18 protein-coding genes are annotated in these 25,207 nt (G+C 68.4%); 6 read left to right on the top strand and 12 right to left on the bottom strand.

Going from position 1 to position 25,207, the window contains the following annotated elements:
- Window positions 1-20: 20 nt before the first annotated feature.
- Window positions 21-1,331: a 4-aminobutyrate--2-oxoglutarate transaminase gene (gene gabT / locus INR38_RS06135; RefSeq protein ID WP_207441802.1), complete on the bottom strand. Its 1,311-nt coding sequence runs from the start codon at window positions 1,329-1,331 to the stop codon at window positions 21-23.
- 145 nt (window positions 1,332-1,476) lie between these two features.
- Between gabT and INR38_RS06130 the strand changes: the two genes are divergently transcribed.
- Entirely contained in the window at window positions 1,477-2,985 is a 1,509-nt protein-coding gene (locus tag INR38_RS06130; protein ID WP_207441801.1) for a PLP-dependent aminotransferase family protein, read from the top strand.
- 41 nt (window positions 2,986-3,026) lie between these two features.
- Window positions 3,027-3,533 (top strand): GNAT family N-acetyltransferase, encoded by a 507-nt coding sequence (locus tag INR38_RS06125; protein ID WP_207441800.1) that lies wholly within the window; start codon window positions 3,027-3,029, stop codon window positions 3,531-3,533.
- A gap of 85 nt (window positions 3,534-3,618) precedes the next feature.
- On the opposite strand, the gene INR38_RS06120 is transcribed toward INR38_RS06125, so the two are convergent.
- The 5 genes from INR38_RS06120 to INR38_RS06100 form a co-directional block, all read right to left on the bottom strand.
- Window positions 3,619-4,098 (bottom strand): CYTH domain-containing protein, encoded by a 480-nt coding sequence (locus INR38_RS06120; RefSeq protein WP_207441799.1) that lies wholly within the window; start codon window positions 4,096-4,098, stop codon window positions 3,619-3,621.
- Window positions 4,099-4,247: 149 nt separating this feature from the next.
- Entirely contained in the window at window positions 4,248-6,689 is a 2,442-nt protein-coding gene (gene rpoD / locus INR38_RS06115; protein WP_013801152.1) for an RNA polymerase sigma factor RpoD, read from the bottom strand.
- A 263-nt stretch (window positions 6,690-6,952) separates the two neighbouring features.
- Window positions 6,953-8,986 (bottom strand): DNA primase, encoded by a 2,034-nt coding sequence (gene dnaG, locus INR38_RS06110; protein ID WP_207441798.1) that lies wholly within the window; start codon window positions 8,984-8,986, stop codon window positions 6,953-6,955.
- Window positions 8,987-9,027: 41 nt separating this feature from the next.
- The gene (locus INR38_RS06105) at window positions 9,028-11,244 is read right to left on the bottom strand and encodes a HAMP domain-containing sensor histidine kinase (RefSeq protein WP_207441796.1); all 2,217 of its coding nucleotides are present in this window, start codon (window positions 11,242-11,244) and stop codon (window positions 9,028-9,030) included.
- Window positions 11,241-11,966: a response regulator gene (locus INR38_RS06100; protein WP_207441795.1), complete on the bottom strand. Its 726-nt coding sequence runs from the start codon at window positions 11,964-11,966 to the stop codon at window positions 11,241-11,243. Before INR38_RS06100 ends, INR38_RS06105 begins: the two co-directional genes overlap by 4 nt.
- Before the next feature lie 266 nt (window positions 11,967-12,232).
- On the opposite strand from INR38_RS06100, the gene INR38_RS06095 reads away from it, so the two are divergent.
- From INR38_RS06095 to INR38_RS06085, 3 genes are all read left to right on the top strand, one after another.
- Entirely contained in the window at window positions 12,233-13,570 is a 1,338-nt protein-coding gene (locus INR38_RS06095; RefSeq protein WP_065346028.1) for an SPFH domain-containing protein, read from the top strand.
- A gap of 3 nt (window positions 13,571-13,573) precedes the next feature.
- The gene (locus INR38_RS06090; RefSeq protein ID WP_207441794.1) at window positions 13,574-15,046 is read left to right on the top strand and encodes a hypothetical protein; all 1,473 of its coding nucleotides are present in this window, start codon (window positions 13,574-13,576) and stop codon (window positions 15,044-15,046) included.
- A 471-nt stretch (window positions 15,047-15,517) separates the two neighbouring features.
- On the top strand, window positions 15,518-17,164 hold the full coding sequence (locus INR38_RS06085; RefSeq protein ID WP_012206838.1) for an acyl-CoA synthetase: 1,647 nt from the start codon (window positions 15,518-15,520) through the stop codon (window positions 17,162-17,164).
- Between the two features lie 27 nt (window positions 17,165-17,191).
- On the opposite strand, the gene INR38_RS06080 is transcribed toward INR38_RS06085, so the two are convergent.
- The 3 genes from INR38_RS06080 to INR38_RS06070 are packed head-to-tail and all read right to left on the bottom strand — an operon-like array spanning window position 17,192 to window position 18,608.
- Window positions 17,192-17,527, bottom strand: coding sequence for an SMR family transporter (locus INR38_RS06080; protein WP_012206837.1), 336 nt, complete (start codon window positions 17,525-17,527; stop codon window positions 17,192-17,194).
- A gap of 2 nt (window positions 17,528-17,529) precedes the next feature.
- Window positions 17,530-18,336 (bottom strand): type I methionyl aminopeptidase, encoded by an 807-nt coding sequence (gene map, locus INR38_RS06075; RefSeq protein WP_034396318.1) that lies wholly within the window; start codon window positions 18,334-18,336, stop codon window positions 17,530-17,532.
- The gene (locus tag INR38_RS06070; RefSeq protein WP_012206835.1) at window positions 18,333-18,608 is read right to left on the bottom strand and encodes a ParD-like family protein; all 276 of its coding nucleotides are present in this window, start codon (window positions 18,606-18,608) and stop codon (window positions 18,333-18,335) included. The genes map and INR38_RS06070 overlap by 4 nt, the downstream gene beginning before the upstream one ends.
- A gap of 397 nt (window positions 18,609-19,005) precedes the next feature.
- On the opposite strand from INR38_RS06070, the gene INR38_RS06065 reads away from it, so the two are divergent.
- A complete protein-coding gene (locus INR38_RS06065) occupies window positions 19,006-20,328 on the top strand; it encodes an FAD-dependent oxidoreductase (RefSeq protein WP_013801159.1) in 1,323 nt (440 codons plus the stop codon).
- 16 nt (window positions 20,329-20,344) lie between these two features.
- Here INR38_RS06065 and INR38_RS06060 read toward each other — a convergent pair whose 3' ends face one another.
- From INR38_RS06060 to INR38_RS06050, 3 genes are all read right to left on the bottom strand, one after another.
- Window positions 20,345-21,988: a phospholipase D family protein gene (locus tag INR38_RS06060; RefSeq protein ID WP_207441793.1), complete on the bottom strand. Its 1,644-nt coding sequence runs from the start codon at window positions 21,986-21,988 to the stop codon at window positions 20,345-20,347.
- Between the two features lie 23 nt (window positions 21,989-22,011).
- Window positions 22,012-23,241 carry a sodium/glutamate symporter gene (gene gltS / locus INR38_RS06055; protein WP_012206832.1) on the bottom strand — a complete coding sequence of 410 codons (1,230 nt, stop codon included), beginning with the start codon at window positions 23,239-23,241 and terminating at the stop codon, window positions 22,012-22,014.
- A 137-nt stretch (window positions 23,242-23,378) separates the two neighbouring features.
- Window positions 23,379-25,013 (bottom strand): alkaline phosphatase D family protein, encoded by a 1,635-nt coding sequence (locus INR38_RS06050; protein ID WP_207441792.1) that lies wholly within the window; start codon window positions 25,011-25,013, stop codon window positions 23,379-23,381.
- Window positions 25,014-25,207: the final 194 nt, after the last annotated feature.

Genomic DNA, 25,207 nt, shown 5'->3' with positions numbered 1-25,207 from the left:
GGTGTGGCTGGGATGGGGATTCAGGCGGCGACTGGCTGGGACGCGCTCTGGGTGATGGCGCTGTCGATGATGTCCAGGGCCCTGGCGAACAGCGGCTGTGGAATCGTCAGCGGATAGAGAAAGCGGATGGCGTTGCCGTACAGGCCGCAGGTCAGCAGCAGCAGGCCCTGCTCCTGCGCGTGCCGGACGACGGCGGCCACGCGCTGCGCATCGGGCTCGCCGCTGCCGGGAAGGCGGAACTCCACGGCCAGCATCGAGCCCAGTCCGCGCACGTCGGCAATGCCGGCATCCTGCGCCTGCAGGGCTTGCAGGCGCGCGCGCAGCTGGTTGCCCAGTGCGTGGGCGCGCTCGCACAGCCGTTCTTCATCGATCACGTCGAGCACGGCATGGGCCGCGGCCACGGCCAGCGGGTTGGCGGCATAGGTGCCGCCCAGGCCGCCGGGGTGGGGTGCGTCCATGATGGCCGCGCGGCCCACCACGCCCGAGATCGGCAGGCCGCCGCCCAGGCTCTTGGCCATGGTGATCAGGTCGGGCTGCACGCCGTAGTGCTCCATGGCGAACAGCTTGCCCGTGCGAGCGAAGCCGGTCTGCACCTCGTCGGCGATCAGCAGCATGCCGTGCTGGTCGCACAGCTGGCGCAGGCCGGTGAACAGGGCGGCAGGCACGGGGTGGAAGCCCCCTTCGCCCTGTACGGGCTCCACGATGATGGCGGCCACGCGCTGCGGGTCCACCGAGGTCTTGAGCAGCATGGCAATGGCGTCCAGCGACTGCTGCACGCTCACGCCCGCCTGCTCGCTGGGGAAGGGCGCGTGGAAGACTTCGCCCGGCATGGGGCCGAAGCCCTGCTTGTAGGGCGCCACCTTGCCCGTCAGTGCCATGCCCAGCTGGGTGCGGCCATGGAAGGCGCCCTGGAAGGCGATCACGGCCGAGCGGCCCGTGGCATGGCGCGCGATCTTGACGGCGTTCTCCACGGCCTCGGCGCCCGTGGTGAAGAAGGCGGTCTTGGCCGGGCCGGCGATGGGCGCCAGCGCATTGATGCGCTCGGCCAGCGCAATCGCGCTTTCGTAGGGAACGATCTGGAAGGCCGTGTGCGTGAAGCGCTCCAGTTGCTGCTGCACGGCCTGGACCACGCGCGGATGGCGGTGGCCCGTGTTGAGCACGGCAATGCCGGCCGCGAAATCGATGTACTGCCGGCCCTCGGCATCGGTCAGCAGGGCGTTGTCGGCCTGCACGGCATGGAAGCCGCACATCACGCCCACGCCGCGCGGCATGGCGGCGTTGCGCCGGTTCTGGAGTTGCTGGTTCGGGGAAGAGGCGGTGGCGCTGGACATGAGAGGGTTCTCCGTTGATGGGGATGCAAGGCTTCCCGTTATAGTGGCCATTGGTTCCATGACTGGAGCCATCTTTTGAAAAGATGGTGGTGCCAATTGAGCGCGCCTCCACCTCCAGCTCTATCCTCACTCCACCAAGGCAGGCATGGCAAAACCCTCCGTGTGCGCGGATCTCATCCTCCAGATGGACTGGCGCGGGCTGGGCGGCGACCGCACCCATCTCAACCGGGGCCTGTACCTGGCCATCCGCCAGGCCATAGACAGCGGGGCCCTGTTGCCGCGCAGCCGTCTGCCTGCCTCGCGTGACCTGGCGCGCGAGCTGGGCGTGTCGCGCAACACCGTCAACCACGCCTACGAGCAGCTGCAGGTGGAGGGCTATGTGCGCAGCCAGGTGGGGCGGGGCACGCATGTGGTGGACACCCTGCCTGCGGCCTTGCTGCTGAGCGGCGGGCGTGCGCCCGCACGCCGCGCCACCGCCGCGGCGCCCGCACCGGGCGGCGGCCTGTCTGCACAGGCGCAGGCCCTGCTGAAAACGGCCCAGGCCTCCGAGCAGCAATGGGGCGCCTTCATGCCCGGCGTGCCCGACGTGACCGAATTTCCGCGCGCCACCTATGCGCGCATCCACAACCGCCTGCTGCGCCACGCCGGGCCGCAACTGCTGACCTACGGCACGCGCGGCGGCGTGGACGCGCTCAAGCAGGCCCTGGCCGAGCACCTGCGCGTGGCGCGCTCGGTGGACTGCGGGCCGGGCCAGGTGCTGATCACCGAAGGCGTGCACCAGGCCATCGACCTGGTGGTGCGCAGCCTTGCCGATCCCGGCGACTGCGTGTGGATGGAGGAGCCCGGCTACTGGGGCATTGCCAACGTGCTGCGCATGCAGCACGGGCTGCACCTGCACAGCGTGCCCGTGGACGAGGAGGGCATGCAACTGCCCGAAGGCCTGCCCGCGCCCCGGCTGATTTTCGTCACGCCCTCGCACCAATATCCCCTGGGCGCCGTCATGAGCATGGCCCGGCGCCGTGCGCTGATTGCCTATGCGCGCCGCGTGGGCGCCTGGATCGTGGAGGACGACTACGACAGCGAATTCCGCTTCTCCGGCAGTCCCGTGCCCAGCATGCAGGGCATGGAGGAAGGTGCACCCGTGATCTACATAGGCACCTTCAGCAAAACCCTCTATCCGGGGCTGCGCATGGGCTACATGGTGCTGCCACCGGCCCTGGCCGAGCCCCTGCGGCGCATCCATTCCGAGCTGTACCGCGAGGGGCACCAACTGCCCCAGCAGGTGATTGCCGAGTTGATCACCGAAGGCCACTACGCCGCCCACATCCGCAAGATGCGCCTGCTCTACGGCAAGCGCCGCCGCATGCTGCTGTCCCTGATCGAGCGCTACCTGGGCGCCGACCACCTGCCCTGGGTGGAAAGCAGCGCAGGCCTGCATTTCGTGATGCAGCTGCCGGGCCAGGACGACGATGTGGCGCTTGCCGAGGATCTCCGGCAGGCGGGCATCTTCGTCAAGCCGCTGTCGCGCTATTACGCAGGCCCGCACAAGCGGCGCGGCCTGCTGCTGGGATACGCCTGCGTCTGCGAGGAGGAGATCGGTGCCGCCTTTTTCCGTATGCTGGCGGTGCTCGGAGCCCGGCATGGCCGGGGCTGAGGTTCTCTTTCCCAACCCCTTTGTCCGACGCAGAAAGCTCCATGATCTCCATCCGCCCCGTTGACCCCCATGAATGGCCGCAGTACCGCGATATCCGCCTGCATGCCCTGCGCGATGCCCCCGACGCCTTCGGCAGCACCTGGGCGGCAGAGGCTGCAAGGGCTGACGCGGACTGGGCTGCACGGCTGCAGGCCGCTGCTGCCGGGGGCAGGGACAGGGTGCTCTTCGCTGTCAACGGCGAACAGGCCTGCGGCCTGGTCTGGTGCAAGCTGTGTGCCGACGAGCCCGGCGTGGCCGACCTCTTTCAGATGTGGGTCGATCCTGCCGCGCGTGGCCGGGGCGCGGGCCAGGCGCTGCTGGCGCAGGCCGTCGCCTGGGCCTGGCAGATGGGCATGCGGCGTGTGCGGCTGGGCGTGACCGCAGCAGACTCTCCCGCCATGCGGCTGTATTTGGCGCATGGCTTCCGGGCGCAGGGCGATCTGCAGCCGCTGCGCGAGGGCTGCGAACTGCGGGTGCAGACGATGGCCCTGGACCGGGCCGGCGGCTGAACTGCTGCACGGCGCAGGCAGTTCCGGCAGTCAGTCCCGGCAGTCAGTCCCTATAGCCCCGGGGCGTCCACAGGGCCGTCCTGCGTCAACCCGGCAGCACGGCCGGTGAGGGCAACTGCCGGGTCTTGGCCAGTTGCGAATTGCTGTAGCGCAGGTCGGAGGTGACCTCCGCGCCCAGCCAGGCGGGCGATGGCGGCTGGATATCCTCGCTCGCCAGCTCGATCTCGGCCGTGACCAGGCCGGCCAGGGGGCCTTCGAACACATCGACCTCGAAGTCGAAACCGTCCACCGGCACGATGTAGCGCACCTTGTCGATGGCGCCATGCGCGCAGTGCTGGGCCAGCAGCGTCTCGGCATCGGCCAGCGGGATCTGGTATTCGAATTCGGTCCGGCTCATGCCGCGTGCCGGGCCCTTGAGCGTGAGAAATCCGGTGTCTCCGGCGATGCGCACCCGCACCCACATGCCGTTGTCGGCGATGTATCCCTGCGCCATGCGCACGCCGGTCAGGCCTGCCACGATGCCAGGGTCGGCCACCAGGTATTTGCGTTCGATTTCGAGAGCCATGCTGTTGCCCGTGCAGACAAAGGCGGCAGTCTATCGCGCCACCGTCGCCCTGTCGGCAGATGGCCCGCCACAAACAAAAAGCCCCGCAGGGGAGTGCGGGGCTTTCCAGGGGGTGTTTGCCGGCCCGGGGGGCCGGCATCCACAGCGCCTTACAGCGAGTCGATGAAGCTGCGCAGCTTGTCCGAGCGGCTCGGGTGCTTGAGCTTGCGCAGGGCCTTGGCTTCGATCTGGCGGATGCGTTCGCGCGTGACGTCGAACTGCTTGCCCACTTCTTCCAGCGTGTGGTCGGTGGACATTTCGATGCCGAAGCGCATGCGCAGCACCTTGGCTTCGCGCGGGGTGAGGCCGTCGAGGATGTCCTTGACCACGTCGCGCAGGCCGGCCTGCATGGCGGCGTCCACGGGAGCGGTGTTGTTGGTGTCCTCGATGAAGTCGCCCAGGTGCGAATCGTCGTCGTCGCCGATCGGCGTTTCCATGGAGATCGGCTCCTTGGCGATCTTCATGATCTTGCGGATCTTGTCCTCGGGGATCTCCATCTTGGCCGCCAGGATGGACGCATCGGGCTCGAAGCCGAACTCCTGCAGATGCTGGCGCGAGATGCGGTTCATCTTGTTGATGGTCTCGATCATGTGCACCGGGATACGGATGGTGCGCGCCTGGTCGGCGATCGAGCGCGTGATGGCCTGGCGGATCCACCACGTGGCATAGGTCGAGAACTTGTAGCCGCGACGGTATTCGAACTTGTCCACCGCCTTCATCAGGCCGATGTTGCCTTCCTGGATCAGATCCAGGAACTGCAGGCCGCGGTTCGTGTACTTCTTGGCGATGGAGATCACCAGGCGCAGGTTGGCCTCGATCATCTCCTTCTTGGCGTCACGGCTGGCGCGCTCGCCATCGTTCATGCGCTTGTTGATGCGCTTGAGCTCGTCCAGCGGCACGACCACGCGCGATTGCAGGTCGATCAGGTTCTGCTGCAGCTCCTGCACGGGCGGGATGTTGCGCTCGAGCACGTTGCTCCAGGGCTTGCCGGCCGCGACCTGCTGCACCACCCACTGCAGGTTCAGCAGGTTGGGCGGGAACTGGGCGATGAAGGTCTCCTGCGGCATGCCGCACTTGTCCACGATGATCTTGCGCAGCTCGCGTTCCTTCTTGCGCACGTCATCCACCTGGGCGCGCACGAGGTCGCACAGCTTCTCGATGGTCTTGGCCGTGAAGCGGATGGTCATCAGCTCTTCGGTCAGGGCCTTCTGCACCTTCATGTACACGGGCGTGCCGTAGCCGTCCTTGTCGTACACCTTGTGCATCTTGTCGAAGTTCTCGCGCATGGCGTCGAAGCGGCGCAGCGCCTCGTTCTTGAGTTCTTCGAGCTTCTTGGTCAGCGCCTTGGAGCCGCCCTTGCCGTCGTCGTCGTCCTCTTCGTCGTATTCGTCGAAGTCTTCTTCGGCCACGTAGTCGTCGTTCTCATTGGCGTTGACGAAGCCGTCGACGATGGTGGAGATGACAACCTTGCCTTCGCGGATTTCCTCGGACATGGCCAGGATCTCGGCGATGGTGGCAGGCGAGGCCGAGATGGCCTCCATCATGTCCATCAGGCCGCCTTCGATGCGCTTGGCGATTTCGATTTCGCCTTCGCGCGTCAGCAGCTCGACCGTGCCCATTTCGCGCATGTACATGCGCACGGGGTCGGTGGTGCGGCCGAACTCGGAGTCCACCGTGGACAGGGCGGCTTCGGCCTCTTCCTCGGCTTCCTCTTCGGTGGTGGCGGACTGGCCCGTGTTGTTCAGCAGCAGGGTTTCCGCATCGGGAGTCTGCTCGTAGACGGCCACGCCCATGTCGTTGAGCATGGAGATCACGACTTCCAGCGTCTCGGCATCGACCAGCTTGTCGGGCAGGTGGTCGTTGATTTCGCTGTGCGTCAGGTAGCCGCGCGTCTTGCCCAGCTTGATCAGCGCCTTCAGGCGCTGGCGGCGGGTGGACATTTCCTCTTCGGTCAGGACGGTTTCGTCCAGGCCGAATTCCTTCATCAAGGCGCGTTCCTTGGCCTTGCTGATCTTCATGCGCAGGGGCTTGACCTTTTCGGCCGGGGCCGAAGTGGTCTCGACCTCGACTTCCACTTCGGTCTCGACCTCGGACTCGCCTTCACCTTCGCCGTCGATGTCGCCATCGATGTCGGACAGGTCGGCATCATCGATGTCGTCGCCGCCTTCCTTGGCCTTGGGCTTGCGGCCGCGCTTGGCGGGGGTCTTGGCAGCGGCGGTGGAGCTTGCGGCTGCCTTGGCCGGCGCCTTCTTGGCGGCGGCAGGCTTCTTTTCGGTCTGGGCGGGGGCGTCGTCGCCTTCGGCTGCCTTCTTGCGGCCGCGCTTGGGGGTCGCGGCGGCGAGCAGCTCGTCGGCCATGGCTTTGAGTTCGGCTTGGGACTTGGTTACCACGTCGGTATCTTTCTTTGCTTTGGCCGCAGATGCGGCGCTCTTCGGTCCTGCAGCGGCTTTGCCGGCACCGGCCTTGGCCGGGGCTGAAGAGGTTGTCGAAGTCTTGGGCTTCGCTGGAGCTTCGGGGGCCTGCTTGGACTTCACGGACTTTGAAACGGGCATGAGCACCTCACGGTCAGGAGCGAACACACACAAAGGGAAACTCAAACAAGCGCCGCCTAGGCGCACGCGCGGACGGACTAGGTCCGCCAGGGAAGCGAAAAACGTTCCAGGCAAGATGTCTGGGCGAACATTTGGTGTGCAGTCCTTGCGGGAAATTGGGCCGTGCAGTTGCTGCAATCACGTGAGTTCTTCACGGGGCCCGGTCCGGAGGTGCTGCTGTCGCTCTTGCCGATAGCCCCTAATTATATCTGCTTACCTCGATTTCAAGAGGAAGTACGCATCTGGTTTTCCAGGACCTGCTGTCGGGCAAAGAGATCGCGATAGCGCTGGGCGGCGCTGGGGTCCCGTGCCATGTCGCGCACGGCTTCGTCGATCTGGGCCTTGATGTGGTCGATGACGATGCGGTTGAGCACGCCGCGCAGCTCGCGGCGCAGCTCGGACAGCTCGCCTTCGGGATGGGCGTGGGGGCCGCTCATCAGCTTGTCGGCCAGCACTTCATGGGGCAGGCCGCGCAGCTGCTCGCGCAGCACGGCGAAGGGCCGGGGGCCGGATTCCTGGAACTGTGCTTCCATCCAGCGGAACAGCGCGCCGTGCCCTGCGGCGCAGCGCGCCAGCGCCTCGAAGTCCTCGTGGGTGAGTTCTTCCATGAACTCCATGTGCGCCATGAGCAGGCGCGCCGCCTGGTCCGTGCGCGTGGCGGGGGCTACGCGCGGCCCCATGGGCGGCGGGTTGAAGTCGCTGCGGCCATTCTTGTCCCAGGGCTTGCGCGGCCAGGGCTTTTTGCCGCCGCGCCCGGGCTCGCCGCCACGCCAGCCGCCTGTGCCGCCGCCCTGGCTGCCCCCCTCGGGCCAGCCCGATGGGGCGTTGTATTCGGCCGGCTGGCCCCAGTCGGCCGCGGCCGGTGCATGGCTGGCCTGGCCCGGATGGTGGGCGCCACCGGCCATGGAGCCCCGTGCCGGGCCGCTGCGGGCGGCTTCCTGCGACCACAGGTCCGAGAGATCGCGCGCATCCAGCTGCACGAGTTCGGCGATCTCGCCCAGCAGCTGGCGCTTGAGGGCGCCGTCAGGCAGTGCCGTCCACAGCGGGCGGGCATTGCTGGCCATGTGGGCACGGCCTTCGGCCTGGCCCAGGTCGCAGCCCTCGCTGGCGGCTTCGATGAGAAAGCGGCTCAACGGCAGCGCGTCGCCCACGTAGCGGGCAAAGGCTTCGCTGCCGTATTCGCGGATGAAGCTGTCCGGGTCGTGCTCGGCGGGCAGGAAGAGGAATTTGACGCTGCGCGTGTCGCTGGCATAGGGCAGGGCGGCATCAAGCGCCTTGCGCGCGGCGCGCCGGCCCGCCGCGTCGCCGTCGAAGCTGAAGACGACGGCCTCGGTAAATCGAAACAGTTTGTGAATATGGTCGGGCGTGCAGGCCGTGCCCAGCGTGGCGACGGCGTTGGCAAAGCCCAGCTGGGCCAGGGCCACCACGTCCATATAGCCTTCGGTGACCAGCGCATAGCCCATGTCGCGCAGGGCGGTGCGGGCCTCGAACAGGCCGTAGAGCTCGCGCCCCTTGTGAAAGACCGGGGTTTCGGGCGAATTCAGGTATTTGGGCTTCTCGTCGCCGAAGACGCGGCCGCCGAAGCCGATGCACTCGCCCTTGACGTTGCGGATGGGAAACATCAGCCGGTCGCGGAAGCGGTCGTAGCGCTTGTCGTCGCCCTCGCCAACGATGACCAGGCCCGATTCTTCGAGCTGCGGATCGTCGTACTGCGGAAACACGCTGGCCAGCGACCGCCAGCCCGCAGGCGCGTAGCCCAGGCCGAAGCGCTTGGCGGTCTCGCCCGAGACGCCGCGGCGCTTGAGGTAGTCGATGGCCTGGGGCGATGCCTTGAGGTGCTTGCGGTAGGCGTCGCCTGCCTTCTCCAGCACGTCGGTGAGGGTGGCCTGTTTCTGCTTTTGCGCGGCCTGGCGCTCGCGCTCGGCGGGGCTGATGTCGTCCTGCGGCACCTGCAGGCCGACCTGGCCGGCAAGATCCTGCACGGCTTCGACGAAGCCCATGCCGGCATGGTCCATCAGAAAGCCGATGGCGTTGCCATTCTTGCCGCAGCCAAAGCAGTGATAGAACTGCTTGCTGGGACTGACGGTGAAGGAGGGCGACTTCTCGCTGTGGAACGGGCACAGGCCCATGAAGTTGGCGCCGCCCTTCCTGAGCTGCACGTAGCGTCCCACGATATCGACCACGTCGACGCGCGAGAGCAATTCCTGGATGAACGATTGGGGAATGGACACCTGCGTATTGTGCCTTCGCGGGGCCATCCGGCCGTGCCCCGGGGGCACTGGCCGGCGGTGCCCGGCGCTCAGCCCAGGCGCTGGAAGGTCAGCGTGAAGGCCACGCCATCGCGCGTGTTGTGCGCCTTGATCGTGCCGCCCATCTTGGCCATGTAGGTCCTGGCCACGAACAGGCCCTGGCCCCGGTGCTCGGCGCCGCCGGCGGCCGCCGGCTCCTGGGGGGCGGACACGCCCAGCTCGAAGATGCGCTCCAGCAGGTCCTCCGCAATGGTGGCGCCCTGGTTGTGCAGCGTGGCGCTGGCGGCGGACTCCGAGGCCGACAGCGACAGCGTGATGGCCGTGCCCGCGGGCCGGTAGCTGTCGGCATTGCGCAGGATGTGGGTGACCACGTCTTCCAGCGCAAACTCGTCGGCGCGCACGATCACGGCGCCCGTGACGTCCCTGTTCCCGCCCCCGCTCCCGCCTTCGTAGACCACGTTGGCAATGCCCGCGAAGTGCGCGTTGGCGGCCACGTGGGACAGGAAGGCGTTCAGGTCCAGCCGGCCTTCGGGCACGTTGGCGGCCTGCAGCGCCTCGGCCGGCGATGCCGTGCCGTAGAGCACATGCACGGCCTGCTGCATGCGCTGCACGTAGCGGTGGCCGGGGTCGTCGGGCCCGTAAAGCACCATCAGCGATTGCAGGGGCGACATGATCTCGTGGCCCACGGCATGCCACATGTCGCGTTCCTGCTGGGCGCGCAGCTGTTCGCGCTGCAGGTCGTCCTTCACGCGCTGCAGCAGGTCGGCCAGGCCACCGGCCAGAATGCCCAGTTCGTCGGAACCACGAAGGTCCGATACTTCGAGGTCGCCCAGGCGCGGGCCGACATGGCCATCCTGCACGTTGTAGGACACGGCGGCGGCGCGCCGGGTGAGGGCTGTCACGCGGCGAATCAGCCCCAGCTCGACGATCAGCCAGGCCAGCGCAATGGCCGCCAGCATGGCGCCCAGGTACCAGGACAGGCGCGTGGCCACGGCGGCCAGGCCCTGTTCCACATCGCGCGGGTGGCCGGTGAAGCTGACGGTGTAGTTGCCCGTGGGCGTGTCCAGAATGTCCTGGCCCGTGGGCACGGCCGGGGTCATGGTGGCGGCGGAGACACCGGCTGCATCCAGCGGCAGCCAGCTGATCAGGCGCAGCAGCCAGGGCGCCGAGGGCGCGGCCTGCACATCCACGCCCTTGAGGGTGATGGCGCTGGCCTCGTCGGCACCCACCTTGCGGATCTGCACGCGCTCGCCCGGAAGCAGGCTGCGCGAGATGTCGTTGAGCGAGGCCGCAAGCTGCGCTCCCGGCGCATTGCTGTCGAACACCGGCGGCTCCGTGTCCCCGGGGGCCAGCATTTCCACGCGCACACGCATGCTGCCCAGGTCTTCTGGCGGCCAGACGGGGCGCACGTCCCTGCGGAACAGGGCTTCGCGGAACAGCTCGACCGGCAGGCGGATGGAGTAGTGCGTGCGGCGCAGGCAGTCGGCTGCAGGGGGTGTCTTGTCATTGCCCGCATTGCCCTGCACGCCAGGCGGCAGGTCGCGGCAATGGCCGTTCTGCCAGAGCCAGCCACGGAAATCGCGCACGGGCCGCGCGCGGGCCTCAAGCTGGGGCGTGCCGTTGTCCACAAAGCCGGTGAGCCGGCCGTGCTCGCCGTTGCCGGACTTGTTGCCCTGCTGCGGCATGGCCTCATAGGGCGCGATCCAGCGGTAGGTGCTGCCGCGCATGTCCAGCGTGATGCGGGCGCGGTGTGCCTGGGCGGGCTCGCGCGAGCCGCGCTCGCGCGGTGTCAGCTCGCCTGCGAAGAAGCTGCCCACCAGATAGATGAATCCGCCTGCGTAGGGATTGTTGCCAATGGCTGCGCACAGCGAGGCGCCATCGGGGTACTGGACCGAGCAGCCGGCCATCTCCACGGCCTGCTGGGACTTTTGCGGATCGTCGAAGTCGATGGCCGCGTAGGGCAGCAGCAGCGGCGCCAGCGGCGTCACGCCCTGGCCCAGGTGGCCGGCGTTGAGCAGGGCCAGCCGGCCCGAAGGATGGCGCAGCCGCGCCATGACCTCGGCCTGGCTGCGCACAAAGCCGTGCTGGTAGGCCTGCCAGGCGCGTTCCTTCTCGTCCTTGAGAACCACCACGCTCAAGGACACCGTGGCCACGGCCAGCAGCACGAACACGCCGCGCAGCAGAATGCGCTGGCGGAATGCGGCCAGGCCCAGGCGCGGCACTTCCAGCCGGGGCAGCTCCAGCCTGGGGTTGAGCAGGCGCTTCATGTGCGGACGGCGGCGCCGGTTTGGCCCACCCAGCGAAAGCCGCGCATGGGCACGTTCTCTATGCCTTCGAAGCCCGGGTCCACCTCGCGCAGGGCCTCGCGGATGGTGCTCACGTGCTTGCGCACGTTGTCGCGGTTGCGGCCGCTTTTGACCACCTCGAACAGCTCGTCGTAGGACACCACTTCGCCGCTGCGCTGGTGCAGCGTGGCCAGGATGCGCTGGGCAGTCAGCGGCAGGTTGATGCGCTCGCCGCGCCAGGTGGGCGTGCGCTGCCACAGCGGGTCCAGCACCAGGGCGTCGCCTGCGGGCGCTGCGGCTGCCTGCGCGGCCACGGGCGCCGCGCGCTGCGTGGTGCGCAGGATGTCCAGGAAGGTCTCGATGAAGTCCGCCTCCTCGAACGTGGTCTTTTGCAGGTAGTCCCAGGCGTCCAGCGCTTTCATGATGCTGCGGTAGATGGCGGCCGGCATGGCCGACACCACCAGCACCGGCGTGCCCTGGCCCAGCTTGTTGATGGCGTTGATCAGGGCCACGCCCGCATGGCGCTCGCGGCCCAGCTCGATGTCCAGCACCACGGCGTCGTAGTGTTCGCGGGCCAGGGCGGCCTCGGCCTCGTCGCGCGTGAACCACTGGTCGATCACGATGCCGCTGCGCGCACTGCGTATCCATCCCGCCAACTGGTTGCTGGTGGGCAGGTCGTCTTCGATCACGGCGATACGGGTCATGGGGCTGTGCAGTGGTGGGGTCGGGGGAGGCCGCCGTGGCGGTGTTCGCGGGATTATCTCGGCCCTGCGCCGGCCCGGGTGTGAGTTTTTCTTCCGGGGCCGGAGCGTTTGCGCTGGCGCCGTGAACGCATTGGGCCGCGCGCCGCGTTGTTGCTTCCGGGGTGGATCCGAACAATCGGTCCTCAATGAGCCACCCCTGTTTCCGGTGCCTCAGAAACAGCCAACAACAGCCAACAACAGCCATCACAGCCGAGAGAGAGAACACCATGAAAGCCACCTGGAACCGCATCATGCAGGCCCTGACGGGCCGCAAGTCCGCCCGCCTGGACGGAGCCGGCCCTGCCGATTCCTCCGAGCCTGCAGCCGACGCCGGCACGCTGCCGGGCAACGCGCCCCGCCGCCAGCCCGTGGACTGGGCAGTCCTGCTGCCCACGGCACGTACCGTGCGCTGGCTGGCCATCGGTGCCGTGGTGGTGGCGGCAGGTCTGGTGGTGGTGCGCAACCCGCCCGTGCAGCACCTGGAGCAGGGCACGCTGGGCGTGCGCCTGAACCAGTTCACGGGCTCGGTCAGCTTGTGGCGCGATGGCAGCGTGTGGGTGGTGCCGGGCCTGCACACGGTGCGCGTGTTCTCCCTGCGCGACCAGAGCTACCGTCCGGAGGCCATGCGCCAAGCCAATGGCAGCGCACCCCTGCAGTCGGTCGAGGGCCTGTCCCTGGGTCTGGACCTGAACGTGCGCTATGCGCTTGATCCCGCATCGCCCGCCGTCAAGGCCGGCAACCTGCCTCTGGACATAGGCGGCGACATCGTGGAGCCCGCCGTGCAGGGCCTGGTCTACAAGGTGTTTGCGCGCTACACCGTGCGCGAAATCTTCTCGACCAAGCGCGCCGAGATCGCCCAGATCATGGAGACCGAACTGCGCACGCGCCTGGCGGCCGACGGCGTCACGCTGCGCAGCATCCAGATCGGCAAGGTGGACCTGCCTGCCGAGTACCGCCGCGGCATGGACAGCCTGCTGGCCGAGGAGCTGGCCTCCGAGAAGATGCGCTACACGCTGGAGCTCAAGGACAAGCGCGTCAAGGAAACCGAGCTGGACGCCAATGCCGACAAGGTGCGCCGCGAAGTGGCCGCCGAAGCCGCCGCACGCGAGCAGGTGATTGCGGCGCGTGCCCAGGAAGAGGCCATGAAGCATGTGCTGCCCTTCAAGCAGCGCCAGATCGAGCAGCGCCAGCTGGAGGCCGAGGCCGAGCGCGTGGCCCGCGTGAAAGCCGCCGAGGGCAGCGCCCAGGCCCGCCGCATAGAGGCCAATGGCGAAGCCGATGCGCGCCAGAAGCTGGCCGAGGCCGAGGCCTTCCGCATGGACCGCCTGGGCAAGGTGAACGCCGAGCAGATGGCGCGCGAAGGCACCCTGGTCACGCGCTACCCGCTGCTCATCCAGAAGACGCTGGCCGACAAGCTCTCGGACAAGATCCAGGTCATCATCGCGCCCCCGCCGGCCAATGGCGACTTCATCGGCGCGGCCCTGCTGGGCGGCAGCCGCAATGCACAGGCCGGCGCAGCCTCCGTGGCGGCCGAAGATGCCAACGCAGCCGTTCAGGAGCAATAAGCCATGCTGACCGTATCGACCTTGGCCGCCGCAGCGCTGGCCACCGGCATGGGCAGCGCCATCGTGGTGCAGGACCAGGCCAGCCTGCGCGCCGCGCCGCGCGATGGCGCCCAGCAGCAGGCCAGCCTGTGGCAAGGCGAGGTGCTGGAGATCAGGGGCGAACGCCTGGACTACCTCCAGGTCTGGGACCACAAGCGCGAGCGCGGCGGCTTCATCCGCGCAGGCGATGTGCGCCGCGTGGCAATAACCGAGGCCGATGCCCCTGCCTTGCTGGCCGTGCTGCGCTTCGTGCAGGACACGCCCGGTGCCGAGGCGCTGGGCATTGGCCTGGCGGCCGCCTACCTGCAGGCCGCGCCCGCCAGGACCCTGGCTGGCGCCGAAGGCGCGCAGGCCTTCGACGCACTGGGCGGCTTTGCCGACCGGCTGGCGCGGCGCGCCTCCGCCGCGGCGCCCGGCAAGGCCTCGGGCGTCACGCTGTCGGCCCACCTGGATGTGGCCAACGGCTACGGCCTGCGCTTTGCGACCTATGAGGTCGAAGGCCGCATGCAGGTCTGCTATGAAGGCGAATTCTTCCGCCGCGTGCTGGCCATGCCCGCCGCCGACGCGCCGCAGCGCGCCCGCGCCGCCCTGGCGCTGACACGGCCCGAATGCGTGGACCCCGATCTGCCGGCCCATGAGCGCGCCCGCATGCATGCCTGGCAGGCCGATGTGCTGGAGCGCGTGGACGTGACCGGCCTGCCGCCCTACCTGCGCGGCCGCGTGCAGATGCGCCGCGCCAGCGTGTGGGCGGCGCTGGCCTTTCAGCAGGCGCGCAAGAGCATGGCCGACCCTGCCGTGGCGGCATCGGCCGCCCGGGCGCTGGCCGAGTTCACGGGCGTCGGCAAGTCCGAACTGCCCGATGAAGACCAGAGCGCCTACAACGACGCGGCCATGCGGGTGAGCGCCGTGCGCTGGGCGCTGTCGCCTGTTGCTGCTGCGGCTCCTGCTGCCGGAGCCCGCCCGACGCTGCTGACCGAGCCCGGTGCTCCCGGCGAAACCTGCGTGCTGCTGGTGGACGCCCAGCACGGCGCCAAGGCGCCTTTGCTGCGCCGCTGCACCTATGGCGTGGTGTGGGCTGCATCGGCCAGCACCAACCGCGAGGGCACGGCCGTGGCCCTGGCCGTGCAGCCGCTGGAAGGCTGGCGCGAACTGTGGGTGCTGCGCAAGACCGAAGGCGGCTGGCTGGCCGACGTGCTGCCCCCGGCCGCCACCGCCCCGGAGACCGGCGTGGCCGAATGGGCAGGCTGGGTGCCTGGCGGCCAGCTGATGCTGGTGGCGCGTGAGGCCCGTGGCCAGGGCCGCTACCGCAAGAGCTTCGAAGTGGTGCGGCTGGACGGCCTGGCCACCGAGCGCGTGACCGGCGATGTGTCCGCCCTGCCGCTGTTCCAGCGCTGGCAGGACCCGGCCTGGAAGCGCCAGTCCCTGAGCCTGCGCTGAAGCAAAAAAAAGCCTGCACCGGTGGGGTGCAGGCTCGTCTCCAACGATGCCTGGAGCGTTGCCAGGCGACTCCTCTAGGAACTCCTTGTTCGCCTTCCAGCGGTGCTGGCCGGCGAATCCAAGCGGCGATTCTACGAGTGAAGCCGGGGCCGTGCGGCCGAGTCATCTGATAAATGATGTCTTATAGAGGACTGTGGTTGTGCAGTCGCCTGGGGGACAGTCACAGGCGCGCCTGCAGGCAGGTCAAGTGATTGTTCTGCATAAGTATTTTCAATTTCCATGAAATTCTGAAAGTTGTGATGCCCTGCAAAGACCATGCATGCTGCTTTGGTTATCAGGGCCTGTGCGGTGGCGAGCCGGGTGGATGCGCATCAAGCTTGTGTAAGCCTGTCTTGCTATATCTTCAGGTTTCGCCAGCCTGCGGCGGCAGGCGGGCATCTCACCAGAAAACCCAGCGAACCGGAGACCACGATGACCCACATTTACGACCAGCATCTGGAGCGCAACAGCGCCAACCATGCGCCGCTCAGCCCCTTGGGCTTCATCGCCCGCACGGCCGAGGTCTATCCCGAGCGGCTGGCCGTGGTCCACGGCACGCTGCGCCGCAACTGGGGCGAGACCTATGCGCGCTGCCGCCAGCTGGCCAGCAGCCTGCACAAGGCGGGCGTGGGCAAGAACGACACCGTGGCCGTGATGCTGCCCAATACGCCGCCCATGGTGGAGGCGCATTTCGGCGTGCCCATGGCGGGGGCCGTGCTCAATGCGCTGAACACGCGGCTGGATGCGGAAACCATTGCCTTCATGCTGGACCACGGCGAGGCCAAGGTGCTGATCGTGGACCCGGAGTTCACGGGCGTGGTGGCCAAGGCGCTGAAGCTGCGCCAGCGCAGCGCGCCGCTGCTGGTGATCCAGGTCGAGGACGCGCTGTACGGCCCGGCCGCCGAGCAGGTGGGCAGCCTGGACTACGACGATTTCGTGGCCGGCGGCGATGCCGGTTTCGACTGGCAGCTGCCCGCCGACGAGTGGGACGCCATTGCGCTGAACTACACCAGCGGCACCACGGGCAATCCCAAGGGCGTGGTCTACCACCACCGGGGTGCGGCCATCAATGCCATCAGCAATGTGCTGGAGTGGGACATGCCCAAGCACGCCGTCTACCTGTGGACCCTGCCCATGTTCCATTGCAACGGCTGGTGCTTTCCGTGGACGGTGGCGGCACGCGCCGGCGTCAACGTCTGCCTGCGCCGGGTGGAGGCGCAGGCCATCTTCGATGCCATCCGCAACCACGGCGTCACGCATTACTGCGGCGCGCCCATCGTGCACGGCCTGCTGGTCAATGCGCCGGCCGCCATGAAGGAGGGAGTGCCCGCCGGGGTCAAGGCCATGGTGGCGGGCGCCGCACCACCGGCGTCGATGATCGAGGGCATGGAACAGCTGGGCTTCGACATCACCCATGTCTACGGCCTGACCGAGGTCTACGGCCCGGCCACGGTCTGCGCCAAGCACGCAGCCTGGGATGCGCTGGACATCGGCGAACGCGCGCGCCTCAATTCCCGCCAGGGCGTGCGCTACCACCTGCAGCGCTCGGCCAGCGTGCTCGATCCGGAGACCATGGAGCCCGTGCCCCATGACGGCCAGACCATGGGCGAGATCATGTTCCAGGGCAACATCGCCATGAAGGGCTACCTGAAGAACCCGCAGGCCACGGACGAGGCCTTCCGCGGCGGCTGGTTCCACACGGGCGACCTGGCCGTGCAGCATCCGGACGGCTATATACAGATCAAGGACCGCAGCAAGGACATCATCATCTCGGGCGGGGAGAACATCTCGTCCATCGAGGTCGAGGACGTGCTCTACCGCCACCCGGCCGTGCTGGCCGCCGCCGTGGTGGCCAAGCCCGATCCCAAGTGGGGCGAGACGCCCTGCGCCTTCATCGAGCTGAAGGCCGGCGCGCAGACCACGGCCGAAGACATCGTGGCCCACTGCAAGAAGCACCTGGCCGGCTACAAGGTGCCGCGCGCCGTGGTCTTTGGCGAGCTGCCCAAGACCAGCACGGGCAAGATCCAGAAGTTCGAGCTGCGCCGGCAGGCCGGATCGGTCCAGGCCATCACGGGCTGAGGGCCGGGCCGCAGCGCGGGCAGCGGCTCAGTGTCCGGCCGTCTTGGAAAACAGCTGGATGACCAGCACGCCCGCCACGATCAGGCCCATGCCCGCCAGCGCGGGCAGGTCCAGCGTCTGGCCCTGCCAGAGCCATCCGACCAGGGAGATCAGCACGATGCCCGCGCCGGACCAGATCGCATAGGCCACGCCCGTGGGCACGGTGCGCAGCGTCAGCGACAGGAAGTAGAAGGCCAGCGCGTAGCCCAGGACCGTGACCACGCTGGGCCACAGCCGCGTGAAGCCTTCGGACTGCTTGAGGCAGGAGGTGGCCGCCACCTCGGCGACGATGGCCAGGCCCAGGTACAGGTAGTTGGACGCCATGCTCAGATGGCCGCGTAGCTGCCCGTGCCCTCGGGCCAGCGTGTGAGCACGTCGAAGCCCGTGTCGGTCACCACCACCATGTGCTCCCACTGGGCGGACAGCGACTTGTCGTTGGTGATCACCGTCCAGCCGTCGGCCAGTTCGCGCGTGGCCGCCTTGCCGGCGTTGAGCATGGGCTCGATGGTGAAGATCATGCCGGCCTCCAGCACCATGCCCTGGCCGGGCTGGCCGTAATGCAGCACCTGGGGGTCGTCGTGGTAGACCTTGCCGATGCCGTGGCCGCAGTACTCGCGCACCACGCTGAAGCGCTCGCGCTGGGCCACGGTCTGGATGGCATGGCCGATGTCGCCCAGCGTGGCGCCGGGGCGCACGGCGCGGATGCCGGCCAGCAGGGCCTCGTAGGTGGTCTCCACCAGGCGGCGCGCCTGGTTGGAGGGCTGGCCCACGTAGTACATGCGGCTGGTGTCGCCGATCCAGCCCTCGGGCGTGGTCACGGCCACATCGACATTGAGGATGTCGCCCTCGCGCAGGATCTGCCGGGCGTCGGGGATGCCGTGGCAGACCACGTGGTTGGGCGAGGTGCAGACCGTCTTCGGAAAGCCGTGGTAGCCCACATTGGTGGGCACGCAGCGCAGTTCATCGACGATGAAGTCATGGCAGAGCTTGTCCAGGTGCTCGGTGCTGACGCCCGGCTGCACGTGGGGCACCAGCATCTGCAGGACGCGGGCGGCCAGGCCACCGGCCTTGCGTGATTGCCCGATATCGAGGGCATCGTGCAGCGGGACGCTGCGCAGCTTGGCGCCCCTCATTGCAGGCCTCCCGACAGGCGCACGGGGCGCGGGCGGCGTGCTGCCGTATCGGCGGGAGCCGGTGCCGCCTCGGGCTCGCCCAGCTTCAGCGTGGCCGCGGCCTCCTGCAGCAGCAGGGCGCAGATGCCTGCGTAGTCGAGATGGGGATGGTGTTCGGCCAGCTGGCCGACACGCAGCCAATGCTCGGCCTGGGCGTTGATGGATCGACCCAGGGCCGCGCTGGACAGGCGGATCTGGTCGTGCAATTGGTCGGATATTTTGACGATTCCCATGGGGTGGCGATCATACGGGGAATATACGTTTCGTATATTGACAATCGCAAATCGCGGGCCCGGCGGCGGGGCATTCGTGCAGGCCTGCAGATGCAGACCGCCATGTCGTCGTCTATGCTGCGTGACGGACGGGGTGGATGCTCTTGTGTTGATAGCGCAATGATCACGTCCGGCTGGCCATCCGGCAGAGACAATGTTTTTCCTGCAGCGCGGTCCTGTACAAGACTGGGCCTTGCGCGATCGGCGGTCTTCTATCAGATATCTGTTGCAGATCTGGGGCTTACCCCTAGCAAGTCGCCTGCTACCCAAACTGACAAGAATCAAGACTGTCTGGAAGCGAATGTCCTGCAAGCCGGCGCATGGTGCGGCCGGCCGGGCCTTCCGGCAGGGAGCAGCAATGGGCAAGGAACAAGAAGCGGGTTCGGCAACGGGATCGGGCGGGGCGCGCATCGTCGTCGTGGGCGGTGGCGTGGCGGGGCTGGAGATTGCCACGGCGCTGGGCAAGGGGCGCACGGACGCCATCGGCTCCGTGACCCTGGTGGACAGCGATTCGGCCCATGTCTGGAAGCCCATGCTGCACACCATTGCAGCCGGCACGCGCGACCTGGCCCAGCAGCAGACCACCTACCTGGCCCAGGCCAGCGACGCCAGCTTTGCCTATCAGCCCGGCGAAATGTGCGGCCTGGACCGCGAGGCGCGCGAGGTGCTGCTGGCCCCCATCGAGGCGCCCGATGGCCGCGAGATCGTGCCGGGCCGGCGCATTGCCTACGACCGGCTGGTGATCGCCGTGGGCAGCGGCGCCAATGATTTCGGCACGCCGGGCGTGGACGAGCACTGCTTCATGATCGACTCGCGCCGCAAGGCCGATGCCTTCAACAGCGAGATCCGCCTGCGCATGGTGCGCTGCATGACCAGCGGCGAGCAGCTGCGCGTGGCCATCGTGGGCGGCGGCGCCACGGGCGTGGAGCTGGCGGCCGAGCTGGTGCAGCTGGCCGAGAGCGCCCGCGCCTACGGCGCGCTGGGCGAGGCCGCGCGCTTCGGCATCGTGCTCATCGAGGCCGGGCCGCGCCTGCTGCCCGGCTTTCCTGAAGAGATTTCCGAAGCCACGCGCCTGCGGCTGCAGGCCCTGGGCGTTTCGGTGATCGTCAACGGCCGCGTGCAGTCGGCCAGCGAAGAGGGGTTCGTGCTGGCCAGCGGCGAGTTCGTCCCCGCAGGCCTGCGCGTCTGGGCAGCGGGCGTGAAGGCCCCGGCCTTCCTGGCGCAGCTGGGACTGGAGACCACGCAAGGCAACCAGCTCAAGGTCAACGGCCAGCTGCAGACCAGCGACCCCCATGTCTACGCCGTGGGGGATTGCGCCAGCTTCACCCTGCCCGGCGCCAGCGTGCCGCTGCCGCCCACCGCCCAGGTGGCGCACCAGCAGGCCCGCTATCTGGTGGAGACGCTGCCGCGCCTGCTGAAGGAGCCGGGTTTCCGCCCCGAAGGCTTTGCCTACCGCGACTTTGGCGCCCTGGTGTCATTGGCCCATTACGACGCCTATGGATCGCTGGGCAAATTCGGCCTGTTCAACGGCGGCGTGATCCGCGGGCGCATGGCCATGCTGAGCCACATCATGCTGTACCGCTCGCACCAGGCCCGCATCTACGGCTTTTGGCGCGGCGGGCTGCTGTGGCTGATCGATTTGATGAATTCGCGCCTGCGCCCGTCGATCCGGCTGGACTGAGCGGCCAGGCCCGGCATCAAAGCAGCCCCTCGATGGGCAGCCAGCCCAGCACGTGCAGCATCAGGCGCTTGAATGCACTGCTGCCGGGCTCGGTGGTGGTGGTGAGTGGCTCAGGCGGCGTGCCGCTTTCCGTGGTCCAGCTCAGGCGGCCCTGTACATCGATCTGCACGTGGTAGGCGGCGGACGGCAGGCTCTGGTCGAGCATGCGGCTCATCTGCGAAGCCATCTCGGGGCTGTCGATCAGCAGGCCCATCTCGGTGTTGAGGTGGGCCGAGCGCGGGTCGAAGTTGAACGAGCCCACGAAGATGCGCTCGCCATCGACCGCAAAAGTCTTCGCATGCAGGCTGGAGCCCGAGCTGCCGGGGCGGCTGCCCGAACCCACGCCCGCCTTCCCGCCCGACTTCCCGCCCGAGGACGCGGCGGGCGATGGTAGCCCTTGCCGGGGCACGCCTGCATCGGCGGCGGGCGTGTCCGGCTCGCCGATCTGGCGGCGCAGCTCGTACAGCTGCACGCCTTCCTCGATCAGCGGGCGCCGGTACCGGGCATAGCCGGCGTGGACCACGGCCACGTCGGTCGCCTCCAGGCTGTTGGTGAGCACGCGCACGGCAATGCCCTGGCGGCGCAGGCCGGCCAGGGCGCGCACACCGGCCTCGGTGGGCACGAAGTAGGGCGAGACCAGGTCCAGCTGGCGCTGCGGCTGGCCGATGGCGGGTGCCAGCTGCGTGATCAGCAGCCCCTGCCTGGGCACCTGGCCCAGCACCTTGGCCGGGTCGTCGCTGACCAGGGTGGTGTGGGCCCATTGCAGTGGCAGGCGGCCGGCCAGCAGCTCTTGCGTGAACGGGCTTTGCGCCACGGCGCGCACATAGGCCTGGGCCTCGGGGCGCTGCACCTCGGTGGCCAGGGCCTCGCTGGCGCGCGCCACCGCATAGTCGGGCAGCGGCGGCAGCAGGCTGGCCACGGGGTAGGCCGAGGCGCTGGCCCAGTACTGGTCGAACGAGTGCGCGATATCGGCCACCACCGGCCCCATGGCGACCACGTCCAGGTCGGCGAACAGCACGCCGTCGGTGGCCGCGAAGTACTCGTCGCCGATGTTGCGTCCACCCACGATGCTGGCCTGGCTGTCGGCCGTGAAGCTCTTGTTGTGCATGCGCCGCTGCGTGCGCGAGAAATCCGTCATATAGCCCAGCGCCTTGGGCGTGCGCTGCGCAAAGGGGTTGAACAGCCGCACCTCGATCTGCGGATGCCGGTCCAGCGCGCTGAGCTGCGTGTCCAGCCCCGCCGTGCCGCCGTCGTCCAGCAGCAGGCGCACGCGCACGCCCCGGTCGGCGGCCTGGCGCAGTTCGTCGAGCAGCAGGTGGCCCGTGGTGTCGTCACGCCAGATGTAGTACTGCACATCCAGCGTGCGCTGGGCCACGCGGGCCAGCAGGGCACGCGCCGCGTAGGCGTTGCGTGCATCGGAAAGCGCGTGGATGCCGGTAAGCCCCGGATGCTGGTCCAGCAGCGGTGCCAGCGCCTGGCCCAGCAGCGTGGCCTGGGCGGCCTCGGGCGCCAGCGCCGTGGATTCGCTGCGGCCGGCCAGCGGCGGCAGGCTGCAGCCTGCCAGCAGCAGGGCCAGGACGAGCGCCTGGGTGGTGGCAAGGGCGCGGCGCAGCAGGGGCATGGGGCGTTCGGTGTTTGCGGTGGTCAGTGCAGCCAGCGGATGAACAGCTGGATCACCGTGGCATTGACGATGTCGACGAAGAAGGCGCCCACCATCGGCACGATGAGGAAGGCCTTGTGCGAGGGGCCGTACTGGTTGGTGATGGCCTGCATGTTGGCCACGGCCGTGGGCGTGGCACCCATGCCGAAACCGCAGTGGCCGGCGGCCAGCACGGCCGCATCGTAGTTGCTGCCCATGATGCGGAAGGTCACCAGCGCGGCATACAGGCCCATCACCAGGGTCTGGGCCGCCAGGATCACCATCAGCGGCGCCGCCAGCCCCGCCAGCTCCCACAGCTTGAGCGACAGCAGGGCCATGGCCAGGTAGATGGACAGCGAGGCATTGCCGAAGACGTCGATGGCCCGGTCGAATACCTGGAAGTGAAAGACATAGTCCAGCGTATTGCGGATCACGACGCCGCCTGCCAGCGCCCAGACGAAGGTGGGCAGGGAGAACAGGGTGCCGGCGGTGAACTGCGCCATGAACTCGGCAAAGCCCAGGCAGCCTGCGAACAGGGCCAGTGTTTCTATGGCCGCGCTGGTGGTGATCAGGCGCGTCTGCTCGGGGTTCTCGAAGCCGCCGTGGCTTGCACTTTCGCCCAGCGGGGGCTGTTTTTCGGGGGCGGCTGCGGGGTCATGCACGGCAAGCCTGCGGCGCGTGATCAGGGCCTTGGCCAGCGGGCCGCCGATCAGGCCGCCGATCACCAGTCCGAAGGTGGCACAGGCAATGCCCAGCGTGACCGCACCCTGGATACCGTATTCGCGCTCGAAAACCTGGCCCCAGGCGCCTGCCGTGCCATGGCCGCCCGTCAGGGTGACGGAGCCTGCGATCAGCCCGAACAGCGGGTCGAGCCCGAGCATCGTGGCCAGGCTTACGCCCACCAGGTCCTGCAGGCCGATGAAGACGGCGACCACGGCCAGGAACAGCAGCAGCGAACGGCCGCCTTCGCGCAGCTTGGCGAAATTGGCGCTCAGCCCGATGGATGAGAAAAACACCAGCATGAAGGCCATCTGCAGCTCGCTGCTGAAGCTGAAGGTGTATCCCAGGGTCTGGTTGAGCACGAACAGGGCGACGGCGACGACCAGACCGCCGGCCACGGGCTCGGGGATGTTGAATTCGCGCAGCAGGCGCAGGTGCTGCACCAGCCATTTGCCCAGCAAAAGGACGAGGGCGGCGAAGATCAGGGTGTAGTAGGCGCTGAAAGTCAGGTGCATGGCTTCCGTGTTCTGGTGGGCGGGGCAAGGCAGCTCACCATACGATAGGCGGCATGCCGGGTGGCGATGTCAGGATAGCCACTGATTCCGAGGCCTGCTGAAAGTGCCCTTCGGTCGTGCCCTGCGTCAGTGCCCTGTCAGCTGCCTACGGGGCCGGGCCGCCTGTCCTCGACGGTGAAGCGGGCCAGCGTGTAGATGCGGCTGTCGGCGCGCATGGGGTTGGCCACGGCACGCAGCTCGCTGGTCCAGCGTTCGGGCGTGATGTCTGCCAGGCCATAGCCGCGTTCCTCGCAGCGTGCGTACAGCACCTGCGGGTTGTGGGCGACGATGGCATCGACCTTGGCCTGTGTGGTGCCGCTGCGCGAGGTGATCGAGGTGCTGCAGAACTCGCTGGCCACGATGGGGTTGCGCCGTTCGGGCGCGGCCTCGGGATCGGCATGCACGGCACAGACGTAGTTCTGGTGCAGGTCGCCGCCCAGCAGCACGCTGTTGCGCGGCGTGGGCTGGGCGCCCGGCGTGAGGTGGCGCACCAGGCGCTGGCGCGCGGCCGGGTAGCCGTCCCAGCTGTCCGTGGCCTGCGATCCCGAAGGCGGCCGGTGCGCCGACAGCAGGGTGGGCTGGGCCAGGATGCTCCAGCGCGGCCCCTCGCTGCCCTGGTTGCGTGCGTCCTCGGCCAGTTGGCGGTACAGCCACTGCTCCTGGGTCCAACCCAGGAAGCTGCGCGCCGTGTCCGACAGGGCTGCACATTGCGCAGGGCGCACGCTGCCCTTGTCTGCCTCGCCCTCGGTGCGGCAGGCCTGGGCGCTGCGGTACTGGCGGCCGTCCAGCAGATGCAGCCGGGCCAGCCGGCCCCATTGCAGGCTGCGGTACAGCTGCAGGCCGCCGCCGCCATGCGATGCCCCGGCGCCCGTCAGCGCGCTGGCACGCAGCGGCATGTTTTCGTAGAAGGCCTGCCAGGCGGCCATGCGCCGGGCCAGGAAACGCGCGGCATCGCCCTGGCCCTGGTCGCCCGCGTAGTTGTTCTCCACCTCATGGTCGTCCCAGCCCACGGACCAGTTGCACAGGGCGTGCGCGGCCTGCAGCAGCGGGTCGCTCTTGTGCAGGGCGTAGCGGTCGCGGTAGTCCTGCAGGGTCTGCGCGGCGCGCAGGTTGTGCGTGCGGGCCAGGCCCAGCGTCATGGCGGGCGTGGCGTATTCGTAGATGTAGTCGCCCAGGAAGATCACCAGGTCCGGCGCGTCCTGCACCACCTGGCGCCAGGCTGCGTAGTAGCCGTGCTCCCAGCGCTGGCAGGAGGCATAGGCCAGGCGCAGGCGCTGCGGCATGCTGCCGGGGGCGGGCGCCGTGCGGCAGCGGCCCGTGCCGCTGACCGCCTGTCCCAGCATGAAGCGGTAGTGGTACCAGCGGTCGGGCGCCAGTCCTCCCACCTGAACATGCACGCCGTGGCCCCATTCGGGTTGGGCCATGGCCTCGCCGCTGCGCACGATCTGGCGGAACAACGGGTCGTGCGCCAGCTCCCAACGGATCTTGAGCGCAGGCATGGCCGTGGTGTCGGTCTCGCCCAGCTGGGTCAGCGGTGGCGTCAGCCGCGTCCACAGCAGCACGTTGTCGGGTTCGGGGTCGCCGCTGGCCACGCCCAGCGTGAAGGGGTTGTGCGCAGGCCGTTCACCCAGCCGGGCCCAGGCAGGCAACTGGCCCAGCGCCGTGGCCAGGCCCGAGCCGACCAGAAACTGGCGCCGCGGTGCAGGGACGGAGGCGCTGAAGGGCAGGTGCATGGCGGTTCGGGGCAGGTGGCGCAAAAAAGCGGGGAAAGACGGGGCGTGGCCCTGGGTGGATCAAAGGCCGGCGCCTGCATTTCCAACTGGCTGCCATTGTGCGCCTGATGCCGTGGCAATGCAGTGCTTGCCGCGCTCCTTGGCCTGCAGCATGGCGGTGTCGGCGCGGCGCAGCACGTCCATGCCGTTTTCGT

Source organism: Delftia sp. SD018 (assembly GCF_017355445.1).
Lineage (GTDB): Bacteria > Pseudomonadota > Gammaproteobacteria > Burkholderiales > Burkholderiaceae_C > Comamonas > Comamonas acidovorans.
Note: the sequence above shows the minus strand (reverse complement) of the source record. Positions and strands in the feature narration are given on the sequence as shown.

Bases quoted from the DNA above. Each gene is read 5' to 3' on its own strand.
- gabT (WP_207441802.1), bottom strand. From the start codon at position 1,331: ATGTCCAGCGCCACCGCCTCTTCCCCGAACCAGCAACTCCAGAACCGG.
- INR38_RS06130 (WP_207441801.1), top strand. From the start codon at position 1,477: ATGGCAAAACCCTCCGTGTGCGCGGATCTCATCCTCCAGATGGACTGG.
- INR38_RS06125 (WP_207441800.1), top strand. From the start codon at position 3,027: ATGATCTCCATCCGCCCCGTTGACCCCCATGAATGGCCGCAGTACCGC.
- INR38_RS06120 (WP_207441799.1), bottom strand. From the start codon at position 4,098: ATGGCTCTCGAAATCGAACGCAAATACCTGGTGGCCGACCCTGGCATC.
- rpoD (WP_013801152.1), bottom strand. From the start codon at position 6,689: ATGCCCGTTTCAAAGTCCGTGAAGTCCAAGCAGGCCCCCGAAGCTCCA.
- dnaG (WP_207441798.1), bottom strand. From the start codon at position 8,986: ATGGCCCCGCGAAGGCACAATACGCAGGTGTCCATTCCCCAATCGTTC.
- INR38_RS06105 (WP_207441796.1), bottom strand. From the start codon at position 11,244: ATGAAGCGCCTGCTCAACCCCAGGCTGGAGCTGCCCCGGCTGGAAGTG.
- INR38_RS06100 (WP_207441795.1), bottom strand. From the start codon at position 11,966: ATGACCCGTATCGCCGTGATCGAAGACGACCTGCCCACCAGCAACCAG.
- INR38_RS06095 (WP_065346028.1), top strand. From the start codon at position 12,233: ATGAAAGCCACCTGGAACCGCATCATGCAGGCCCTGACGGGCCGCAAG.
- INR38_RS06090 (WP_207441794.1), top strand. From the start codon at position 13,574: ATGCTGACCGTATCGACCTTGGCCGCCGCAGCGCTGGCCACCGGCATG.
- INR38_RS06085 (WP_012206838.1), top strand. From the start codon at position 15,518: ATGACCCACATTTACGACCAGCATCTGGAGCGCAACAGCGCCAACCAT.
- INR38_RS06080 (WP_012206837.1), bottom strand. From the start codon at position 17,527: ATGGCGTCCAACTACCTGTACCTGGGCCTGGCCATCGTCGCCGAGGTG.
- map (WP_034396318.1), bottom strand. From the start codon at position 18,336: ATGAGGGGCGCCAAGCTGCGCAGCGTCCCGCTGCACGATGCCCTCGAT.
- INR38_RS06070 (WP_012206835.1), bottom strand. From the start codon at position 18,608: ATGGGAATCGTCAAAATATCCGACCAATTGCACGACCAGATCCGCCTG.
- INR38_RS06065 (WP_013801159.1), top strand. From the start codon at position 19,006: ATGGGCAAGGAACAAGAAGCGGGTTCGGCAACGGGATCGGGCGGGGCG.
- INR38_RS06060 (WP_207441793.1), bottom strand. From the start codon at position 21,988: ATGCCCCTGCTGCGCCGCGCCCTTGCCACCACCCAGGCGCTCGTCCTG.
- gltS (WP_012206832.1), bottom strand. From the start codon at position 23,241: ATGCACCTGACTTTCAGCGCCTACTACACCCTGATCTTCGCCGCCCTC.
- INR38_RS06050 (WP_207441792.1), bottom strand. From the start codon at position 25,013: ATGCACCTGCCCTTCAGCGCCTCCGTCCCTGCACCGCGGCGCCAGTTT.